Below are 18,518 nucleotides of genomic sequence, written 5' to 3' on the forward strand. Positions count from 1 at the left end.
AAAATTAACGGTTAATACGAAAGTTATTTTGTAAGTAGCACTTTTTACCCCAATTATGAGCTAATTTCTTGTGTGAAAGGGACGATCCATCCTAGTATAGAGGGTGCTAAGAGATTAGCAAATAAAATAATAAAAAGGGGTTTTAGTTATGGCAAACGATTTAAGAAAAGCTAGTTATGATCCAATGGATGACTTTTTTGGCGACTTTGGCAAGAGTTTATTAAACTCAGTTGCTGGAAGCAACAGAATGAAAACTGATGTTTTAGACCAAGGCGATGACTACGTCGTAAAGGCAGAATTACCTGGCTTTAGAAAAAATGATATTGACATTAGTTATGATAACGATACCCTATCAATTCATGCTGTTCATGACATTGACAAGGAAAATAAGGGTGACAATGGTCGGATCTTAAGTAGAGAACGTTCATCAAGTGACGTTAACCGTTCGTTTTACATCCCTGATGTTGATGAGACCAAGATTTCAGCTGATTACGATGGCGGTGTTTTGACCATTACTTTGCCAAAATCACAAGATGATGAAACCCAAAACCATCACGTTGAAATTGACTAATTTAATTTAGACTAAGTGTTAAGAGATGATCCGGTTGGACCATCTCTTTTTTTAACTATTTTTAAAGCTTTGCGCTTTTCTTTCATTAGTGGTGCAAAATTTAATTCCTTCTTATACAATATTAATTAGAAATGAATTAATTACATAAGGAGGTGTAACTGTGGCAAGTGACCAGATCGATATTAATAACGTGAATCCGAGTGAGGGACTAACGAGTACGGAAGTTAAACAACAGGTGGCAGACGGTTATAAGAATACGGCGCCTAAACCACTAACGAAGTCTGTGAAACAGATCTTGGTGGAAAACATCTTTACGCTGTTTAACGTAATCAACGTAGTTCTTGGTGCGCTAGTATTCTATACTGGTAGCTATATCAACATGTTGTTCTTGGTGATTGCCATAGCGAACACTACCATCGGAATCTTTCAGGAGATTCGTTCTAAGCGCCAGGTTGACAAAATGGCGTTGTTGTCTCAGAGCAAGATCAAAGTTCGACGGAACGGAAAAATTGAACTTATTCAACCGGACCAGATTGTTTTAGGAGACATCGTTGAACTGGATCGTGGGGACCAGGTACCGGTTGACGGAGTCGTAAAACAAACCAAGGGGATTGAGGTTGATGAGTCTCAAATCACCGGTGAATCCAATCCAATTGAGAAAACCACCGGAGATGAACTGACGTCTGGCAGTTTTCTGGTTAGTGGAAAAGCCTTCATGCTTGCAACTAAAGTTGGCGATGAGACCTTTGTTAACACGATTACAAACCAGGCTAAGACCGACAAGAGTAAGAACAGTGTCTTAATCTCGCTGATTAAAAAAATCATCAAAATTCTGACTTTTATTATCATTCCACTTGGAGTAGCACTTTTTGTTTCCCGTTTGATGCACGGGGTGAGCGTTAATAATGCCATTCTGGGAACCGTGGCGGCCATGATTGGGATGATTCCGGAAGGGTTGGTTCTTTTGACGTCAGTGACCCTCGCAATTTCTGCCTATCACCTGGCAAAAAAACGGGTCTTAGTCAGAGACCTTTCTTCCATTGAAACTCTGGCACGGGTGAACACGATCTGCCTGGATAAAACCGGGACGATTACCAGTGGCGAATTGAAATTTAAACAGATGGTGAAAGAAGCTCCTAATTACACTGATCAACAAATTGCCGAAATCATGGGCTCTTTGGTCCATGAAATTGATGACAATAACGAGACCGCTTCAGCGCTTAAAAATGAGTTCAAGCAGCACCCGTACGCTGCTAGTATGATCGTGCCGTTCTCTTCAGCGAGAAAGTGGAGTGGGGCCGAGTTAGACGACAAAGGCAAATACGTCTTCGGAGCACCTCAGTTCATTTTGGATCTAACTGACAAGCAACAACAAGAAGTTAAGCATTACGCCGAACAGGGTTTTCGGGTCATTGCGCTCGCAAAAGTGGACCAATTAAACGAGGATAGTATCGCTGGTAGTGAACTGATTGCCTTAATCTTGATTACAGACGTCATTCGGCCGAACGCTTCTGAAACCCTGCAGTTTTTCTATAACCAGGGGGTGGACTTAAAGGTCATCTCTGGCGATGATCCGGTCACCGTTTCAAGCATTGCCAATCGGGTCGGCATTCACAATTCCGATGATTACATTGACATGACGACGATTGAAGACGACGCCAACTATCGTGATTTGGTCAAGCAGTACGTGGTGTTTGGACGGGTCAAACCCGACCAGAAACAACGGCTAATTAAGGCGCTACAAGAAAACGGTCGGACGGTTGCCATGACTGGTGATGGGGTCAACGACTTACTGGCCTTAAAGCAGTCAGACTGTGGAATCGCAATGGCATCAGGATCTGAGAGTGTCAAGAGTATTGCCGACTTCGTGATTATTGATTCCAACTTCGACGCCCTCATTAAGGTGTTAAACGAAGGTCGGAGGGTGATCAACAACATTGATAGCATCGCCTGCCTGTACCTGATTAAGACCATGTTCTCGGTCATGCTCAGCGTGCTCTTTCTGTTTTTTGCCAGAAACTATCCGTTTCAACCAATTCAACTCACGCCGATTAATGACTTAATGGTCGGAATCCCATCGTTTCTCTTGGCGCTTGAACCAAATTATCGAGCTTTAAAAGACCGCTTTGCTTCTAACATTTATGAAATTTCACTTCCAGCCGCACTAAGTGTCGTTTTCTACATTTTAGTGATTGGTGTGATTGGCGATATTTTTGGACTATTCACCTCAATTACTTCATCACTGAGTGTTTTGATTACTGGGGTCATCTGTTGGTTGGCTTTGACAATGGTTTGTCGACCATTTAACCGCTACAAACTAACCATCGTCGTTTTGAGTATCACACTCTTTTTGGCGGTGTTCATCTTTCTTGGTAAAATTTTCTCGTTGGTCACGATCTTTACGTGGTCAGTCGGAGGAATTGGATTATTATTAGCTCTTACAACTGATTTCACATTTGTTGGGGTGCAAAAGTGTGTCAGATTAGTTAGACATAAACTTTTTAACAAATAAGGATTTAGACAGATAGCGTCATGAGGGCGTTATTTGTCTTTTTAATTAACAGTTAGTGCATTATTTAACAATAGTATTCGTCAAATTAATTAATTATTTTTTAAGAGTTTAATAACCGTCAGAATAATAAGTGATAAAAATAACAATGAACCATTGCTTTTTGAAAAAGATGATGATATGATATTAGTTGTGAAGAAAATAACAAGAAAATATTGGAGGCTGGAAGTATGACAGATGCAAAGCAACAACCCAATGTTGAAGAGATCGATAAGAATATTGATGCCAAAGTTCAAAAAGCACGCATTGCCGTAGATGAGATGAGTAATTTCGACCAGGATAAGGTTGATAAGATTACCCACGCCATGGTACTTGCTGGGGTTAACGCCCACCAAAAATTAGCTAAAATGGCTTATGAAGAAACCGGACGTGGTGTTGAAGAAGACAAGGCCATTAAGAACTTGTTTGCCACCGAAGAAATTTGGCACGATATTCGTAATGATAAAACCGTTGGGATCATCTCAGAAGACTCTGAAAATGACCTGATTAAAGTTGCTGAACCACTCGGTGTTATTGCTGGAATTACCCCAGTTACTAACCCAACCTCAACTACTTTATTCAAGGCAATTATTTCAATGAAGACTAGAAACGCCATCATCTTTAGTTTGCACCCACAAGCCCTTCAATCGTCAATTGAAGCTGCTCGAATCGTGCGTGATGCTGCGGTTAAAGCTGGTGCACCTAAGGACGCCATTCAATGGATTGAAAAGCCTAGTCGAGAAGCTACGAACGCTTTGATTCAGAACCCTGGCGTTGACATTACCCTTGCAACTGGTGGTCCTGGATTGGTTAAGGCCGCATACTCCGCTGGGAAACCAGCTTTAGGAGTTGGTCCTGGTAATGGTCCCGTTTACGTTGAAAAAACCGCCAACATCCCACGTGCCGTTAACGATATCGTTTTATCAAAGACCTTTGATAACGGGATGATCTGTGCCACTGAAAACAGTGCGGTAATCGATGCCGATATCTATAAAGATGTAAAAGAACAACTTGAATTAAACCGGGTTTACTTTGTTCCAGAAAAAGAAAAACAAAAATTAACTGACGCCATGTTTGACAGCAAGCGTCTTAGTGTTAAGGGTCCAATTGCTGGTGCCACTGCGCAACAAATTGCTGACATGGCTAAGATCAAGATCCCAGAAGACACTCAAGTGCTTGCCGTTGAGATGACCGGAATTGGTCCTAAGTACCCAATGTCAGGGGAAAAGTTATCACCAGTTCTTTCGGTCTACAAGTCAAAAGACCACAAGGATGCTTTCAGAATTTGTGCTGAACTTCTAAACTACGGTGGATTAGGTCATACCGCAGCAATTCAAACCTCAGATGATCAATTGGCCGTTGACTTTGGGGTAGCCGTTAAGGCTTCGAGAGTGATCGTTAACTCACCATCTGGTCTTGCTGGAGTTGGTAATTTGTACAACAACATGACCCCGTCACTTACGCTTGGAACCGGATCATGGGGTAAAAACTCAATCTCCCATAACGTTACTGATTATGACTTGTTGAACATTAAAACTATCGCAAAGAGAAGAAATAATATGCAATGGATTAAACTACCTCGAATCTACTTCGAAAAGAACTCAGTTCGCTACCTCCACGACATGCCTGGTATTAAAAAGGCCTTTATTGTTACTAGTCCTTCCATGGTTAAGTATCACTACGTTGACAAAGTCTTAGATGAATTGAACCGAAGAGAAGATGACGTTCAGTACTACATCTTCGATGACATTCATGGTGAACCAACAACTGACATGGTTAACGCTGGGGTTACCCAAATGAACGCCTTTAAGCCAGATACCATCATCGCCCTTGGTGGAGGATCACCACTTGATGCCGCTAAGATGATGTGGTTAATTTACGAAAACCCTGAGACTGACTTCTTTGGTGCAAAACAGAAGTTCTTGGATATCAGAAAACGTGCTTACAGATACAACAAACCAGAAAAATCACAAATGGTTGCCATTCCAAGTACTTCTGGAACTGGTTCAGAAGTAACGCCATTCTCAGTTATTACTGATTCAAAGCTTCACGTTAAGTATCCATTAGCTGACTACGCTTTGACACCTGACGTTGCCATTGTTGATCCACAGTTTGTTAAGACGGTACCAAAGGGCACCATTGCTGCCTCAGGACTTGATGCCTTAACTCACGCGATTGAGTCATACGTTTCAACCATGGCTTCAGATTACACTCGTCCAATGTCACTTCAGGCCATCAAGATGATTTTTGATAACCTGACTGACTCGTACAACGGTAACATGGAAGCTCGAGACAAGATGCATACCGCCTCAACGATCGCCGGAATGGCATTTGCGAACGCTTTCCTTGGAATTACCCACTCAATTGCTCATAAGATTGGTGGACAATTCGGGATCACCCACGGGCTTGCCATTGCCATTACTTTGCCACACGTTATCAGATATAACTTCAAGAAACCAAAGAAGATTGCCACATGGCCTAAGTACGAATCATTTAGAGCCGACGACGATTACGCTAACATCGCTCGCTACCTTGGTCTTCCTGGAAACTCCAATGAAGAATTGAAGGAAGCCTTGGTTCACCGCTTCATCGAATTAGCTCACTCGGTTGGAGTTGAACTTGATCTGAAGTCACAGGGTGTAAGCAAACAAGAGTTAGAAGCAGCTGCCGATCATCTTGCCGAACTGGCATATGCTGATCAATGTACAACTGCTAACCCGAAAGAACCACTGATCGCAGATCTCAAGAAGATGATTCTTGACGAATACGAAGGTGTTGGGGTTGAAACGCAAACTGATAAAGAAGTTTAGTTTCTAAGTTATTAAGAACTAAAAAGTAGGAATTCCAAACGGAATTCCTACTTTTTTTGTGCAATTGATTTGGTTAAAACGTTGATTAATTCTTGCTCTTCGGGTGAAAGAACGTGACTTTTACGAAAGGCCACCGAAACATAAAACGGGGGTAAATCTTCATCGTCAATTGGGATGGGGACAAGGTTGTCGGAAGGTTTAATGGCCTTACTAACCAAAAAGGTGATCCCCACGTCTTCAGAGACTAATTGTTTGGCTAGCTCAATGTCAGACGTACGATACTTAATTTTGGGGTGAATGGCGTGAAGCTTAGACAGATCCGAAAAAACCTGAGTGTGAACGAAGTCACTGGAGAGGCCCACAAACTCTTCGTTTTTGAGGTCAGCAAATTTAACGGAGTGAGCGTCTGCCAGTGGTGACTGTCGATTCACGACCAGCATGAAGTGGTCTTTGGTTAAAACCGTCGCGTCGATCTCACTACTTTCAAGCGGTTTGGATGATCCTAAAAGTGCTAAGTCGATTCGACCGTCTTTTAATTCCCCTAAAAGCTTTTTGGAACCACTCTCTGAGTTATCAAGATCATTTAGGATCCCAAGTGAAAATAGTTTAGACGCCAGCTTGGGAAAATAATAGTTGCCAATGATTGGTGGAAGACCAAAGCGAATGACATGGTCACTGATGCTGCCCATTTCGTTGTTAATTTTGTCTACTTCCTTCATAATTACCTGGACGTGTTTTTCAAGGTCGGCGCCGGCCTTAGTGAGTTTAATTTGGTGGTGGGCCTGATTTCGATTAATTAATTCGACGTTGAAGTTATCCTCTAAACGCTTAATGGCCATGGTAATCGTGGGCTGTTTAACGTGATAATACTTAGAAACGTCGGTGTAATTTTTAAGCTCGGTTAACTTGTTGAAGTACATTAAATCTTTTAGCTTCATGATGACCTCATATAAATTAAATTTATGAATAAATTGTGTTTGACTATCTTTTTGATAGTGAATTAGTATTTAAAAGAATCAATTACAGACTATTTTACTACAAAAAGGAGTCTTAAAATATGGCTAAAGGTGAAGAAATATTGAACAATCCCTTTATCAATAAAGGGACTGCATTTACTGATGATGAACGAAAGACATTAGGACTGGTGGGGATGCTTCCACCGAACGTTCAAACTTTGGGCGAACAGGTTGAAAACGTTTATGACGAATACCAACACAAGGGTAGTGACCTTGAAAAACGCATCTACTTGATGAGTATTTTCAACGAAAATCGGGTTCTATTCTATGCTACCTTCGCTAAACATGTCACTGAATTCATGCCAGTCGTTTACGATCCAACGATTGCTGACTCAATTGAAAATTACTCCAGACTGTACGTTAACCCACAAAACGCGGCGTTTTTATCAATCAATCACGATGACCCTGAAACGATCCGTGAAAGTTTGAAGAACACTGCTTCCGGACGCAATATCAAGTTGATCGTTGTAACCGATGGCGAAGGAATCCTTGGAATTGGTGACTGGGGAACTCAAGGAATTGACATCCCAGTTGGTAAATTAATGGTTTACAGTGCCGCTGCTGGCATTGACCCATCTGAAGTCCTACCAGTGGTCTTAGACGTTGGAACTACTAACAAGAGTTTACTCGACAATCCACTCTACCTTGGTAATCATCAGGACCGCGACTACGGTCAAAAGTACTACGACTTCGTTGACAAGTTTGTAAAAGAAGCAGAAGACTTATTTCCTAATTTATACTTGCACTTTGAAGACTTTGGGCGTGCCAACGCTTCAAACATCCTTGATAAGTACAAGGATGACTACTTGGTCTTTAACGATGACATCCAGGGAACTGGAATTATCGTCCTTGCTGGTGTCTTAGGTGGCCTTAAGATTTCTGGTGAAAAGATGACCGATCAGAAGTACCTGTGCTTTGGTGCCGGAACTGCCGGCGTCGGAATTGCCGAACGGGTTTGTGAAGAGATGGTGCAAGCTGGCTTATCCGAGGAAGAAGCTAAGAAGCATTTCTACATGGTTGATAAGCAAGGCCTCTTGTTTGACGACATGTCCGACCTAACTCCTGGACAAAAAGAGTTTGCGAGAAGTCGTTCTGAATTCTCTGACTCAGAAAACCTGACCGACTTACTCTCAATTGTGAAGGCTGTTCATCCATCAATCATGGTTGGAACTTCTACTCAACACGGCGCCTTCACTGAAGACGTTATTAAGGAAATGGCCGCTCATACTGACCGTCCAATCATCATGCCAATCTCAAACCCAACTAAGTTGGCTGAAGCAACTGCTTCCGATTTGATCAAATGGACTGATGGTCGTGCCTTAGTCGCTACCGGTGTTCCAAGTGCACCCGTTGAATACAACGGAGTTAAGTATGAGATTGGACAGGCTAACAACGCCTTAGTCTACCCAGGAATTGGGTTAGGTGCCATTGCTGCCACCGCCACTAAACTTAACGACGACATGATTAGTGCTGCTGCTCATTCCCTTGGTGGAATTGTGGATTCAACGGTTCCTGGGGCTGCCATTTTGCCACCAGTTGACCAGTTAACCGAATTCTCTGAGACCGTTGCGATTGCTGTTGCTCAAAGCGCAGTTGATCAAGGGATTACGCGCGAAAAGATTACGGACGTTAAGTCGGCCGTTGATGATGAAAAATGGTATCCCGAATACCCAGATTTAACTAATTTAAACAAATAATTGGAGGAATGTTACATTGGCAGCGTTTATTACTTCACTAGAAAGTGTTGCTGAGATTGTCATTGTCATTGCACTTGGATATTTCTTGAGAAAGTCAGGCAAGTTTGCCGACAGTTTTAAGGGAAACATCTCATTCTTAATCATGAATGTGGCTTTGCCTATTTCAATCTTCGTATCAGTATTAGATAATTTGACCCGCGGAAAGTTAGTTGGGCTAGCTGGCGGACTGTTATACACCGTAATTAGTTTTGCGTTAGGTTACATTGTCGCAATTGCCTTAGTCTACATCCTAAAAATTAGAAAGGGTCGTAGGGGAACTTTCATTAACATGGCGGTGAACGCCAACACCATCTTCATTGGGCTGCCTTTGAACTTGGCACTGTTTGGAACTTCTGGGATGACTTACTTCCTGATTTACTATGTAATGAACACCATCTCAACTTGGGCCATCGGAATCTTCTTCATCTCAGGAGACGATCCCACCAAGAAGAAGGGTGAAAGCAAGGGGAACTTTAACTGGAAGAAGTTGCTTCCAGCTCCACTGATTGGTTTCTTGGTTGCGTTAGTTTGGATTCTGATTGTTAACGTTAAGTTGCCAATGTGGATCGACAAGACCTGTAACATGATTGGTGGTCTTGTAACACCATTATCCTTAATCTACATTGGGATTATTTTGGCCGATGCTGGTCTTTCATCAATTCACTTTGATAAAGATTCCATTGCCGCACTACTTGCTCGTTTCGTGATTGCTCCGGCAATTATGATCGGAACCTTACTGGTCTTCATGCACACCGGCGCTGGGATTCCAAACATCGAATTTGGCACCTTAGTAATTCAATCTGCCACCCCTGGTTTGGCTGTGCTTCCAATTCTGGTTAGTCAGTCCCATGGTGACGTTGATTACGCTACTAACTTGGTCGTAACCAGCACGATTCTGTTCGTGATCGTGGTTCCAATCTTGATGGCCATTATCAACTTTATCGTATAGATAAGTAATTAATAAAGAAGTCAGACGTTCAATCTGGCTTCTTTTTGTTTGCACAGGTCACTAACACGGTTTGAAAGTGGTAACGTAGAAGTATGCACAATTTCATTTATTAATTAATTGGAGGGATTAAACAGTGACCGCATTTATTGCCTCACTAGAGAGTGTCGCTGAGATTGTTATTATTATTGCTTTAGGGTATTTCCTTCGTCGTTCCAACAAAATGACGGATGGTTTTAAGGGAAATGTTTCGTTCTTAATTATGAACATTGCCTTACCAGTTTCGATTTTTATTTCCGTTTTGGATAATTTGAATCGGGGAAAATTAGTTGGACTAGTTGGCGGACTACTATACACGTTGATTAGTTTTACCCTGGGTTATGTAATCGCAATCGCATTGGTTTTTGTTTTAAGGATCAGAAGGGGTCGAAGAGGGGCCTTTATCAACATGTCGGTCAACGCCAACACGATTTTTATGGGATTACCCTTAAACATTGCGTTGTTTGGAAACGCCGGGATGACGTATTTCTTGGTCTACTATGTGATGAACACCGTCTCAACCTGGGCGATCGGAATCTTCTTCATTTCAGGAGATGACCCAACGAAACAAAGGGGAAAAAAGAAAAAGAAGGTTACCCTCAAACAGATTTTACCGCCGCCACTGGTTGGATTTATCTTAGGTTTGGCGTGGATTTTGATCGTGAACGTCAAATTGCCAGCTTGGATTGATAAGACCTGCAACATGATTGGTGGATTAGTGACACCGTTAGCATTGATCTACATTGGAATCATTTTAGCCGATGCCGGCTTATCTTCAATTCATTTTGATAAGGATACCATTGCCGGACTGGTAGGAAGATTTGTGGTTGCGCCAGCAATCATGATTGGAACCCTCTTAGCGTTTATGCATTTTGGCGTGAACATGGCCCTTCCAGAGTTTGGGACGTTGGTAATTCAGTCGGCAACACCCGAACTAGCGGTTTTGCCGATTTTAGTTAGTCAATCCCACGGGGACGTGGACTACGCCACTAATTTAGTGGTAACCAGCACCGTGCTGTTCGTTATCGTGGTTCCGATCCTGATGGAAATTATTAATTTTATTATGTAAGTAAAAGAAGCTATTGGATGGCTTCTTTTTTAGTTATATATTTATAATGTGGGAAATTATTTTAGTAGGAGTGAGAGACATGAACGATAAAATTGCAAAGGTAAAAGAGTACGCCAAAGAGAACATGAGTAAGGATAAGAGTGGACACGGATTTGACCACATCCAACGGGTCGCAAACATGGTCTTACAATTGATGGGGACCGAACCAGCTAACGGTGAGATTGCCCTTTCAGCTGCTTACTTACACGACGTTTTTGACGATAAATTGGTGGATGATCCGGACGCTAAAAGAGAGGAAGTCAAAGAGCGGTTAGCAAAATTTGGCTTTAGTCCTGATGAGATTTTGCAGGTGATGGACATTATCAACCACATGTCTTTTAGTGACAACATTGAACACAAACAACCGTTATCAAAAGAGGGTCAAATCGTTCAAGATGCTGATCGATTAGATGCTCTGGGTGCGATTGGAATTGCGCGGGCCTTTCAGTATGGCGGGGCACATCATCGGACCATTTATGATCCGATGATTAAGCCACGGACTTTAACTACTAAAGCAGATTATCGCAACGCAACTGACGATACTACCATTAATCATTTTTACGAAAAGTTGTTTAAGATTGCTTCCGATTTAAATACCGAGGCTGCTAAACAAATTGGAAAGAAGAGAACTCAGTACATGCGTGAATTTGTTGCTGAATTTAAAAACGAATGGGATGGATAAAAAACGCCGATCCAAAGGGATCGACGTTTTTAGTTTATTCGGTAATATCAGCAAAGGTTCCGTTGACTAATTGTTTGACGTCTTCGGCATTTACTTTAACAGAACGACCAATCTGACCGGATGACACAATGATGTCACCCTGTTTTTGGGCTTCTTCATCAATATAGATGGGATAACCCTTTTGTTCATAAATTCCGATGGGGGTATTTGCACCGTGCTCATATCCGGTCGTATTAACTAAGTCTTTTAGGGGAACCATGCCCACTTTTTTGTTGCCAGAAGCCTTGGCTAACTTTTTGTAACTTAAGCGTTCATCTAAGGGAACCACTCCAATGACGGGACCAGTTGTTTTTCCAGTCAGTGCTAACGTTTTGTAGATTAAATGTTGATCAACGTCAGCTTCGTTAGTGGTAATTTGTTGAACGTCTCCCTCTTGATGGGTGGCAAAAATCATCTGTTGAAAGGGAATTTGGTGTTTTTCTAGGATTTGTTCGACTAAGGTTTTGTGGACTTGATTCTTTTTTTTCTTTGACAAATGGCTCACCTCTCGGAGGTATTTTATCATATTAATAAAATATAAGTAAAAATTTCATTTACTTTTAATTCTTATTTATGTAGAATCAACGTGGAAGGAGATGCAAAGGAAAATGAGTGAGAAAGATGAAAAAAAAGCACCAAAGAAAAAGCATGCCCTAATTGAGTATGCGAATGGTAAATCCCTCCAAGAAATTAACGGAAGCGTTGATGTCCCTGAAGGATTAGGATTTTGGAAAACATTATTCATGTATTCAGGACCAGGAGCGTTAGTTGCGGTGGGGTACATGGATCCCGGAAATTGGTCAACTTCAATTACCGGTGGTCAGAACTTTGGATACTTGCTGATGTCAATTATCTTGATTTCAAGTTTGATCGCGATGTTACTTCAATACATGGCGGCTAAACTTGGTATCGTGACACAAATGGATTTAGCGCAGGCGATTCGTGCAAGAAGTAGTAAGACATTAGGGGTTATCCTTTGGATAACAACTGAGTTAGCAATTATGGCGACCGATATCGCGGAAGTTATCGGGGCAGCGATTGCGTTGTACTTGCTATTCCATATTCCATTGTTGATTGCCGTTTTAATTACGGTTCTTGATGTTTTGGTACTGTTACTACTTACAAGTATTGGATTTAGAAAGATTGAAGCCATTGTTGTTTGTTTGATTTGTGTCATCTTCTTGGTATTTGCCTATGAAGTAACTCTTTCAAACCCACAGTGGTCAAAGGTTTTCTTAAACTTAGTTCCAAACATCAAAACCGTTCAAACCCATCCATTTGTAGGTGGTCAAACTCCGTTAAGTGGTGCCTTAGGTATCATCGGAGCCACCGTTATGCCGCATAATCTATACTTACATTCTGCCATTTCGCAAACCCGTAAGACTGATAATAACGACGAGGATTCAGTGGCACGCTCAGTTAAATTTTCAGCTTGGGATTCCAACATCCAATTAACAATGGCGTTCTTTGTTAACGCATTGTTATTGATTATGGGGGTTGCGGTCTTCAAGTCTGGTGCCGTTAAAGACCCATCATTCTTTGGTTTGTTTGCTGCCTTAAAGAATCCTGATTTTATGACCAACCCATTACTAGCAAGTGTTGCTAAAACCGGAGTTCTTTCAATCCTGTTTGCCGTGGCTTTGCTTGCTTCTGGTCAAAACTCCACTATCACTGGTACTTTGACTGGTCAGGTTGTTATGGAAGGTTTCATCCATATGAGAATGCCTTTGTGGGCTCGTCGTTTGGTAACCCGTGTCATTTCAATCATCCCAGTTGTTATTTGTGTACTTTTGAGTAGTGGAAAACCAGCCATTGAAGAGCATGAAGCGCTTAATACTCTGATGAACAACTCACAGGTCTTCTTGGCGTTTGCTTTACCATTCTCCATGTTGCCGCTTCTGATCTTTACCGATAGTAAATTTGAAATGCGTGGAAAACGGTTCGTTAATGCCCTTTGGGTTAAAATTGCTGGTTGGGTATCTGTGATTGCTTTGACTTTCTTGAATCTGTATGGTTTGCCAAGTCAGATTGTCAGCTTCTTTGGTGATAATCCAACTCCAGCTCAAACCGATATGGGGAACTGGATTGCCTACATCTTGATTGTTTTAGTTCTGGCCCTCTTGACTTGGGTCGTTTGGGACTTGTACAAGAGTAATAAACGATTCATGGAGGAACATAAGAACGCGAAAAAAGAAGTCGATCAGTACGAATAATTAATTAGAAAAATAGAACTTCGATTTGATCGGAGCTCTATTTTTTTAGCCAAAATTTATTATTTTTAATATGTTAAAATAATGGGTAAGAAACGTCTAATAAGGAGTATTGAATGGCTGATCTAGTTTATAAACGGGTAATGGATGATTTAAAAAAGAAGATTGATTCCAACTATTTCAATAATAATCGTTTACCGGATGAACGGACTTTAAGTTCAAAGTATCACGTCAGTCGGAGCTCGGTTAAGCAAGCTTTAGGTATCCTAGCGGAACAGGGAATTATTTTCAAGAAACGTGGCTCTGGGACCTTTATTAATCCACTTTATTTGAAGAATAAATCTATTTTTAGTTACGAGGGATCTAACCTTGGAATTACCAATAATCTGAAGGTTGAGGGGTACGATCCAAAGATTGATTTACTGGAATTTAAAGTTGTTGCCCCCACCCCTGAGATTTTAGAAGATCTGTTTCTAAATCATGGTGATGAAGTGTATGAGATTAAACGGCTCCGCTCGGTTGATTCGACACCTATTATTATCGAGTCTGGTTATATTCCGGTTAAAGTGGCGCCCAAGATGAGTAAGCGAGTGGTTAAGGGTTCGATTTTTAACTACTTAGAGGAAAAGCTAAACAAGACGGGAACCAAATCCTACATGTCGATTGAAGCCCAACCGTCCACGATTGATGATCAAAGACTATTGAACTTAAAACCTGATGAACCAGTCGTGGTCATGGGTGGGATTTTCTTTTTAGACGATGGAACCCCGTTTGAAATTTCCAACATGCGCATTCATTATAAGTACTTTAATTACAACACGTTTGTTGATTTGAATAACTAGAATCGACTTTTACTCAATTTTTTGAGTTAGTTTAAAAGTGATATAATGGAATTGTTGTAAGCACGTACATTGGTTCGGAATTAACGTAATGTAAGAATGTACGAAGAGATTTAAAAGAGTGCCAATGCTGGCAAAAAAGGAAGTATTAAGATGGCGAAAAAGAACGTTAGAGTTAGATATGCACCAAGCCCAACTGGTTTTTTACACATCGGAAATGCACAGTCTGCTTTATTTAATTATCTGTTTGCAAAACATTTCGGCGGAACGATGGTTCTTCGAATCGAAGATACTGATTTAAAGCGTAACGTTGACAGTGGTGAAAAAAGCCAGATGGACAACTTACGCTGGTTAGGGATTGACTGGGATGAAGGCCCTGATAAGCCTAATCCGAAGTATGCTCCCTATCATCAAACGGAGCGAAGAGCTTTGTATGATAAATACATCAGTGAATTAATGGACAAGGGTCTGGCATACAAGGACTTTGCCACTGAAGACGAACTAAAAGAGATGCGGGAAAAGCAACGGGCAAATAAAGAGGCTCCACATTACGATGGACGTTGGTATGGTGCTTCTGAAGCTGATATTCAAGCCGCTGAAGATAAGGGATTACCTTACACAATTCGTTTACATTTACCAAAGGATCATACCTACGAATGGGACGACATTGTGAGAGGTAAGGTTGAATTTAATTCTGACAATTTAGGTGGCGATTTTATCATTCAAAAGAGTGATGGATTACCAACCTATAACTTTGCTGTGGTGGTCGATGACCATTTAATGGACATTACTGATGTTTTAAGGGGGGACGATCACATCGCTAACACCCCTAAGCAAATGGCCGTTTATGATGCATTAGGATGGCAGCACCCTAACTTTGGTCACATCTCATTGATTTATAATCCGAAGACCGGTAAGAAGTTAAGTAAACGTGACAAGGATACTTTGCAGTTCATCAGTGAATACAAGCGTGAAGGATACTTACGTGAAGCAATCTTTAACTTCATTGCCTTTCTTGGGTGGTCACCGGTTGGTGAAAAGGAAATCTTTTCAAAGGACGAATTGATTAAGGCGTATGATCCAAAGCGAATGTCAAAATCGCCAGCTTTCTTTGACCAACACAAATTAGACTGGATTAACTCGCAATACGTAAAGAGCATGCCATCAAGTGAACTTGCCGATCGAGTGGTCGAACTCGTTGACGAAGGGCAGACTGACATTGCCAAGAAAATTCAAGAAGATGACATTCCCAACCTGCACGATTACGCTGAACAGGTGATTGATATTTACAAACACAGTGTGTTTAAGTTGACTGAAATCATGGAATACATGGATTTCTATTACAATATTTTGGGTCAAAACATTGATTACTCAAAACTTAGCGACTTTTCACACGATGATTTGGAAAAGTTATTCAATGCTTTAGAAGACAAGATTCATGAGGCCAGTGAAAATGGTCAAAATAAGGGACTTGATTATGGTCCAATTGTTAGTGAGGTTGGCAAAGAAACGGGGATGAAGGGTAAACAGCTTTATTTCCCACTAAACGTCATCTTTACTGGTGACACATCTGCTCCCCAAGTTGCGCAGATTATGGGGCTATTTTCACCGTCAGTTATCAGTGCATTAATTAATAAAGCACTTCGTGGAATTGAATAAAATATTTTAAGTCTCCAATTGAAAAATTGGAGACTTTTTAGTGCTTAAAATTGCTTGAAATTAGGGTTTTTAAGGGCTTAAAATTGGTTCGTATCAATTGTCGAAATGGTTGACATTTCACCAAAAGTCTTTATCATAGTTGTTGTAGGTAAGCCAATAAGTTTGGCGCTTTCAAAAACAGATTAGATCCAGCTCGAAAACGAGCTGCCGATTATTTAAAAGGAGTGTTATAGCATGGCAGTAGATTATGATTCCAAATCATATTTTGAAAAAATGCAACAATACTGGAATACTGCAAATTACTTGTCAGTAGGTCAGCTATTTTTACGTGCTAATCCTTTGCTTAAGAAGCCTTTGACTTCTGAAGATGTAAAGGTTAAGCCAATTGGACATTGGGGAACAATTGCCTCACAAAACTTTGTTTATACCCATTTGAACCGTGTCATCAACAAATATGACCTTAATATGTTCTATATTGAAGGTTCAGGTCACGGTGGCCAAGTTATGGTTTCAAATTCTTACATGGATGGAAGCTACTCAGAAATCTATCCTAAGATTTCTCAAGATGAAGCCGGAATGGCTCGCCTGTTCAAGCAATTTTCATTCCCTGGTGGAATTGCATCACATGCTGCACCTGAAACTCCAGGTTCAATTCATGAAGGTGGAGAATTAGGTTATTCACTTTCACATGGTGTTGGTGCAATCTTTGATAATCCTGACGTTATCGCTGCCGTTGAAATCGGTGACGGTGAATCAGAAACTGGTCCTTTGGCTGGTTCATGGATGTCAAGTAAGTTCATCAACCCTGTTACTGATGGTGCTGTTTTACCAATCATTAACTTAAACGGATACAAAATTGCTAACCCAACTGTCTTAGCTCGTATGACTGACGAAGACATTACTAAGTACTTTGAAGGTATGGGCTGGAAGCCTCGTTTCGTTGAAACCAACATGCCTTATGGTACCGACCAAATGGAAACTCACGAAAAGCTTGCTAAAGTTATGGATGCTTCAATTGAAGAAATTAAAGCCATTCAAAAGAACGCTCGTGAGAACCAAACTGCAGAAACTGCTACAGAACCAAAATGGCCAATGATCATCTTCCGTTCACCTAAGGGATGGACTGGTCCTAAGAAGAACGCTGAAGGTCTTCCAATTGAAGGATCATTTAGAGCTCACCAAGTTCCAATTCCACTATCAGCAGATGACATGGGTACTGCTGATGAATTCGTAGAATGGATGAAGAGTTACAAACCTGAAGAATCATTTGATGAAAATGGTACTTTAAAGCCATACCTTAGAGAATTAGCTCCTAAGGGTGACAAACGGATGTCAACGAACCCAATCACTAATGGTGGTATCGACCCTAAGCCATTAGACTTACCTGACTACCGTGATTACGCTCTTGATATCAAGACTCCTGGTGCTACTGAAAACGAAGACATGGTTGTTTGGTCCGAATGGCTACGTGACGTTACTAAGAGAAATCCTAATAACTTCCGTGGATTCGGCCCTGATGAAACATGGTCTAACAGATTATGGCACTTATTCGATGTTACTCGTCGTCAATGGTTGCCAAATATCAACCCACCATATGATGAGTACATGGCTCACTATGGTCGTTTGATTGATTCACAACTATCAGAACACCAAGACGAAGGTTGGCTTGAAGGATACACCCTTACTGGTCGTCATGGATTCTTCGCAACTTACGAAGCCTTCGGTCGAGTTGTAGATTCAATGCTTACTCAATACTTCAAGTGGTTGAGAAAAGCTTCTGAACTCGAATGGAGAAACAAGTATCCTGCATTGAACTTCATCGATTCATCAACTGTATTCCAACAAGATCACAATGGTTACACTCACCAAGATCCAGGTATGATTACCCACTTGTCTGAAAAGAAACCTGAGTTTATCCGTGAATACTTCCCAGCTGATGCAAACACATTATTGGCTGTAGGTAACGAAGCATTTGATAGTTACGAAAGAATTAACTTGATTACTACTTCAAAGCACCCACGTCCACAATGGTTTAACATTGACGAAGCTTCAAACCTTGTTAAGAACGGTCTTGGCTACATTGACTGGGCTTCAACTGACAATGGTGAAGAACCTGACGTTGTTATGGCATCTGCTGGTGTTGAATCAACTCTTGAAACCCTTGCTGCAATTTCAATCTTGCACAAGCGTTTCCCTGAAATGAAGATTAGATACATCAACGTTGTTGATTTGCTTAAGTTACGTAACCCAGAACTAGACCCTCGTGGTATTAGTGACAAGGAATTCGATCAACTCTTTACTAAAGACAAACCGGT

Annotated in this window: 13 protein-coding genes; 11 read left to right on the forward strand and 2 right to left on the reverse strand. The window is 41.1% G+C overall.

Annotated elements, in window-relative coordinates; genetic code table 11:
* The first annotated feature begins 148 nt into the window (after positions 1–148).
* From AC6UD0_RS06505 to adhE, 3 genes are all read left to right on the forward strand, one after another.
* Positions 149–571 carry an Hsp20/alpha crystallin family protein gene (locus AC6UD0_RS06505; protein ID WP_500694098.1) on the forward strand — a complete coding sequence of 141 codons (423 nt, stop codon included), beginning with the start codon at positions 149–151 and terminating at the stop codon, positions 569–571.
* 160 nt (positions 572–731) lie between these two features.
* The gene (locus AC6UD0_RS06510; protein ID WP_500695839.1) at positions 732–3,083 is read left to right on the forward strand and encodes an HAD-IC family P-type ATPase; all 2,352 of its coding nucleotides are present in this window, start codon (positions 732–734) and stop codon (positions 3,081–3,083) included.
* A 227-nt stretch (positions 3,084–3,310) separates the two neighbouring features.
* A complete protein-coding gene (adhE, locus tag AC6UD0_RS06515) occupies positions 3,311–5,929 on the forward strand; it encodes a bifunctional acetaldehyde-CoA/alcohol dehydrogenase (protein ID WP_500694096.1) in 2,619 nt (872 codons plus the stop codon).
* 47 nt (positions 5,930–5,976) lie between these two features.
* Here the strand turns inward: adhE and AC6UD0_RS06520 are convergent, their stop codons facing one another.
* Positions 5,977–6,867 carry a LysR family transcriptional regulator gene (locus AC6UD0_RS06520; RefSeq protein WP_500707414.1) on the reverse strand — a complete coding sequence of 297 codons (891 nt, stop codon included), beginning with the start codon at positions 6,865–6,867 and terminating at the stop codon, positions 5,977–5,979.
* Positions 6,868–6,986: 119 nt separating this feature from the next.
* Between AC6UD0_RS06520 and AC6UD0_RS06525 the strand changes: the two genes are divergently transcribed.
* From AC6UD0_RS06525 to AC6UD0_RS06540, 4 genes are all read left to right on the forward strand, one after another.
* Positions 6,987–8,642 carry a malolactic enzyme gene (locus tag AC6UD0_RS06525; protein WP_500707415.1) on the forward strand — a complete coding sequence of 552 codons (1,656 nt, stop codon included), beginning with the start codon at positions 6,987–6,989 and terminating at the stop codon, positions 8,640–8,642.
* Positions 8,643–8,658: 16 nt separating this feature from the next.
* Positions 8,659–9,630: an AEC family transporter gene (locus AC6UD0_RS06530; RefSeq protein WP_500696983.1), complete on the forward strand. Its 972-nt coding sequence runs from the start codon at positions 8,659–8,661 to the stop codon at positions 9,628–9,630.
* Positions 9,631–9,763: 133 nt separating this feature from the next.
* On the forward strand, positions 9,764–10,735 hold the full coding sequence (locus AC6UD0_RS06535) for an AEC family transporter (RefSeq protein ID WP_500701275.1): 972 nt from the start codon (positions 9,764–9,766) through the stop codon (positions 10,733–10,735).
* A gap of 79 nt (positions 10,736–10,814) precedes the next feature.
* Positions 10,815–11,456, forward strand: a complete 642-nt coding sequence (locus tag AC6UD0_RS06540) for an HD domain-containing protein (RefSeq protein ID WP_500708525.1) — start codon at positions 10,815–10,817, stop codon at positions 11,454–11,456.
* Between the two features lie 34 nt (positions 11,457–11,490).
* Here AC6UD0_RS06540 and AC6UD0_RS06545 read toward each other — a convergent pair whose 3' ends face one another.
* Positions 11,491–11,991, reverse strand: a complete 501-nt coding sequence (locus AC6UD0_RS06545) for an aminoacyl-tRNA deacylase (protein ID WP_500701273.1) — start codon at positions 11,989–11,991, stop codon at positions 11,491–11,493.
* Between the two features lie 112 nt (positions 11,992–12,103).
* Between AC6UD0_RS06545 and AC6UD0_RS06550 the strand changes: the two genes are divergently transcribed.
* The 4 genes from AC6UD0_RS06550 to AC6UD0_RS06565 all read left to right on the forward strand — a co-directional run.
* Positions 12,104–13,708 (forward strand): Nramp family divalent metal transporter, encoded by a 1,605-nt coding sequence (locus AC6UD0_RS06550; RefSeq protein WP_500694089.1) that lies wholly within the window; start codon positions 12,104–12,106, stop codon positions 13,706–13,708.
* A gap of 113 nt (positions 13,709–13,821) precedes the next feature.
* On the forward strand, positions 13,822–14,547 hold the full coding sequence (locus AC6UD0_RS06555; RefSeq protein WP_500707416.1) for a GntR family transcriptional regulator: 726 nt from the start codon (positions 13,822–13,824) through the stop codon (positions 14,545–14,547).
* 150 nt (positions 14,548–14,697) lie between these two features.
* The gene (gene gltX / locus AC6UD0_RS06560; protein ID WP_500707417.1) at positions 14,698–16,203 is read left to right on the forward strand and encodes a glutamate--tRNA ligase; all 1,506 of its coding nucleotides are present in this window, start codon (positions 14,698–14,700) and stop codon (positions 16,201–16,203) included.
* A gap of 234 nt (positions 16,204–16,437) precedes the next feature.
* On the forward strand, positions 16,438–18,518 hold a 2,081-nt coding region (locus tag AC6UD0_RS06565), incomplete at its 3' end, for a phosphoketolase family protein (protein ID WP_500708526.1).

The sequence above is a fragment of the Fructilactobacillus sp. X7R9C1 genome (genome assembly GCF_059901005.1).

Excerpts from the sequence above, each read along its gene's own strand:
- AC6UD0_RS06505 (WP_500694098.1), top strand. The coding sequence starts at position 149 with ATGGCAAACGATTTAAGAAAAGCTAGTTATGATCCAATGGATGACTTT.
- adhE (WP_500694096.1), top strand. The coding sequence starts at position 3,311 with ATGACAGATGCAAAGCAACAACCCAATGTTGAAGAGATCGATAAGAAT.
- AC6UD0_RS06520 (WP_500707414.1), bottom strand. The coding sequence starts at position 6,867 with ATGAAGCTAAAAGATTTAATGTACTTCAACAAGTTAACCGAGCTTAAA.
- AC6UD0_RS06525 (WP_500707415.1), top strand. The coding sequence starts at position 6,987 with ATGGCTAAAGGTGAAGAAATATTGAACAATCCCTTTATCAATAAAGGG.
- AC6UD0_RS06540 (WP_500708525.1), top strand. The coding sequence starts at position 10,815 with ATGAACGATAAAATTGCAAAGGTAAAAGAGTACGCCAAAGAGAACATG.
- AC6UD0_RS06550 (WP_500694089.1), top strand. The coding sequence starts at position 12,104 with ATGAGTGAGAAAGATGAAAAAAAAGCACCAAAGAAAAAGCATGCCCTA.
- AC6UD0_RS06555 (WP_500707416.1), top strand. The coding sequence starts at position 13,822 with ATGGCTGATCTAGTTTATAAACGGGTAATGGATGATTTAAAAAAGAAG.
- gltX (WP_500707417.1), top strand. The coding sequence starts at position 14,698 with ATGGCGAAAAAGAACGTTAGAGTTAGATATGCACCAAGCCCAACTGGT.